This window comes from Streptococcus sp. NLN76, assembly GCF_015686645.1.
Classification (GTDB): domain Bacteria; phylum Bacillota; class Bacilli; order Lactobacillales; family Streptococcaceae; genus Streptococcus.
Genome location: NZ_JADPMS010000089.1, coordinates 1 through 2,313, shown reverse-complemented (window position 1 = coordinate 2,313; position 2,313 = coordinate 1). Strand labels below are relative to the sequence as shown.

Genomic DNA, 2,313 nt, shown 5'->3' with positions numbered 1-2,313 from the left:
GCTTTCTCATCTTTATACAATAGAGTTTCCCAAAGAGGAAGTAAGATGAAGGCTGTTATCGCTTGTGCTCATAAGATACTAAGAATTGTCTACAAACTTTTGAAAACACATCAAACTTATGAAGCAGTCAAAGCATTAGGGATGCGGCAACATCCTTAAGACATTTTTAAATATGTTCACCTTAAGTATAACACAGATAGTGTTTTTTTGCGCTTTTTTACTGTGTTATTTTCAAATAAAAGACTATATAGGACTTTTTGCAAATAATTCTAAACATACTTAGCTGAATGAATGGACTTTCCCCTCCTTAAGGAGGGCTTTTTTGGGAATCGGTTTAGTTTCTTTCTCAAGTCAATTCCAGACTTTGCAAACACTGTTTCGTTTTGGTGGATTTTTATCAAAAATATTAATGAACTTTGAATTTATGAATGCTTATTTCATAAGCTTCTTAGCTTTTATGTTTTTATTTTTATCATTTCGTGGTAGAATAGCTTATATTTATATTTTTAGGAGAAAAAACTCATGGAAGATCCTAGCAGTCAGAATCTGGTGTTTCAGATTGTATTGCTTTTTGGCTTGACTTTTTTAAATGCCTTTTTTTCAGCCTCTGAGATGGCCATGGTGTCCTTGAACCGGTCACGTGTGGAGCAGAAGGCGGAAGAAGGGGACCGGGCTTATCAACGCTTGTTGAAAGTATTAGAAGAGCCGAATAATTTCCTATCCACTATTCAGGTTGGGATTACCCTCATTAACATCTTGGCCGGTGCGAGCTTGGCAGATACCTTGGGTCGCATGTTTGCGACTTGGATGGGGGGTAGTGAGACGGCTTATGCGGCGGGAAGTTTCCTGGCCTTGGCGCTCTTGACCTATATCTCAATTGTACTTGGGGAATTGTATCCTAAACGAATTGCCCTTAACTTGAAAGAATCCTTGGCTGTCCGTACGGCTCCGATTATTCTTTTTTTGGGAAAAATTGTAAGTCCCTTCGTTTGGTTGCTTTCGGCTTCCACCAATCTGCTGAGTCGTTTGACGCCGATGGAGTTTGATGATGCAGATGAAAAAATGACGCGAGATGAGATTGAATACATGCTCTCGAAAAGTGAGGAGAGCTTGGATGCGGAAGAATTGGAGATGCTTCAGGGAGTCTTTACCCTTGATGAATTGATGGCGCGTGAATTGATGGTGCCGCGGACGGATGCCTTCATGGTGGATATTAAGAATCCAAGTGAGGAAAATATCCAAGCCATTTTAAAACAAAACTTCTCGCGGATTCCTGTTTACGAAGATGATAAGGACAATGTGATCGGAATCTTGCACACCAAGCGGATTTTGACCGAGGCCTTCACCTCTGGTTTTGAAAATTTGTCATTACGAAAGATTTTACAGGAACCACTATTTGTGCCCGAAACCATGTTCGTGGATGACCTCTTGACCTCCTTGCGGAATACGCAAAACCAGATGGCCATCTTGTTGGATGAATATGGGGGCGTAGCAGGTCTGGTTACCCTAGAGGATCTCTTGGAAGAGATTGTTGGGGAAATCGAGGATGAAACCGATAAGGCTGAATTAGAAGTTCGAGAATTGACGGATGGAAGTTTCATCGTCCTTGGTGCAATGACCTTGAACGATTTTAATGAGTACTTTAATGTTGAATTGGAGAGTGATGATGTCGATACCATTGCCGGTTACTACATTACGAGCCTAGGAAGCATCCCAGCAGAAGGGGAACGTCTTTCCGTTGACCTGGAGTCAAATGGTTATCGCTTGTCCATGCGCAATGACAAAGTTAAAAAAGGTCGGGTCACCAAACTTCGTCTACATCTGAAAAAAATAGAAGAAGATCAGGAATCAGAAGAAACGAATTCCAAATAACAAGGAAATCTCCAGGAAAAACACCTAGTCAGCTGCTGGAAAGGTAGCTTGATTCTAGGTGTTTTTTTGACTGATGAATCCACCATAGTGCCTTCGATCTTTGATAGTATACTCTTTTAGACTCATTGGATTTCAATAAGCTCAAACATACTAAGATTAGTAGTGAGGAAACCTTTGACGGAAGATTTTCTCACTACTTTTTCTTTATGTTATACTCTTTTAGTTTATCTTTTATTACTGTGTTAGCTCGTCTTGCCGTACTTCAGTACTGTCTACGACTCGCTGCCTTGTACTAAAAGTAAACTAAAAGACTATAAAGTAGTAGTGTCTTGTTAAGTCGTACTAGATTTTGGCATTTAATGCCGTAGCTCAAACTGGCAAGACACCTGTTTTAGTTAGAATTTTTTCAAAGTATGTTGGACGTTGAACGTCGTGTATTGA

1 protein-coding gene is annotated in these 2,313 nt (G+C 40.1%); it reads left to right on the top strand.

Features of this window, described 5'->3' with window-relative positions; translation table 11 throughout:
• Positions 1-522: 522 nt before the first annotated feature.
• On the top strand, positions 523-1,872 hold the full coding sequence (locus tag I1A59_RS09320) for a hemolysin family protein (protein ID WP_196092479.1): 1,350 nt from the start codon (positions 523-525) through the stop codon (positions 1,870-1,872).
• Positions 1,873-2,313: the final 441 nt, after the last annotated feature.

Coding starts and splice junctions, on each gene's coding strand:
- I1A59_RS09320 (WP_196092479.1), top strand. CDS start 523: ATGGAAGATCCTAGCAGTCAGAATCTGGTGTTTCAGATTGTATTGCTT.